Here is an 868-nt window from a genome sequence, read left to right on the forward strand (position 1 = left end):
GGGCGCACGGTGTGGTGGTCGTACCGGGTGTGTTGTTGCTCGAATTCCTTCTCGCCGCGGGCGGCCGAATCGGCTGCGAGGCGGTGGAGGAAGTCATGCTGCACGCGCCGATCACACCCGGTGACGACGAGATCGAACTCCAGGTGCTGGTGCAGGCGGCCGACGAATCCGGACGCCGCCAGTTCGAGTGTTTTTATCGGCAGTCACCCGACGCCGGAGCAGAGTGGGTGCGCAATGCGACCGGTGTGCTCGCGGCACGGCCGGAACACGATACGGCATTGCTGTCGCGGCTCCGGGACGAAGAATGGCCGCCGATCGATGCCGAGCTCGTGGACAGCTCGACCTTGCCGGAACAGATCACCGAGGACACCGGGCTCGAATACGGTCCGGCCTTCATCGGTGTGCAGGCGGTGTGGGAACGCGGCGATGCGGTGTTCTCGGAGGTTGCGTTGGATACCGCCGCGGCACCGGACCCGGGACGTTACGAGGTGCATCCGGCCTTGATGGAGCTGGTGGTGCACGCGGGTCTGTCCCGGTTGTTTTTCCGTCATGTGAACCCACAGGCGAATACCGGTTGGTTGTTGTTCCGGTGGGGTGGGGCGCGGTTCCACCGGCCGATGGACGATGGGCGGCGACCGGCGGGGGTGACCTCGTTGCGGGTTGTCGCGGTCCGGACCGGGGCGGAGAGTGTGGCGGTGGCGGCCGTCGATGGGGGTGGTCGTCCGGTTTTGTCGGTTGATGCGGTGGTGATGCGTCGGTATGACGTGGAGGAGTTCCGGCGTGGTTTGTCGGTGGAGGGGGCCGGTCTGTATCGGGTGGGGTGGGAGCCTGTTGCGGCGGTATCGGATGATCGGCACGTACCTGTCCT

The 868-nt window shown here is 66.2% G+C and carries 1 protein-coding gene; it reads left to right on the top strand.

What is annotated here, in order from left to right; genetic code table 11:
• The coding region (locus tag ON32_RS23425) for a polyketide synthase dehydratase domain-containing protein (RefSeq protein ID WP_040793184.1) at positions 1-868 on the top strand (868 nt) is incomplete at both ends.

It is taken from the genome of Nocardia paucivorans NBRC 100373 (assembly GCF_000308675.1).
GTDB classification, from domain to species: domain Bacteria; phylum Actinomycetota; class Actinomycetes; order Mycobacteriales; family Mycobacteriaceae; genus Nocardia; species Nocardia paucivorans.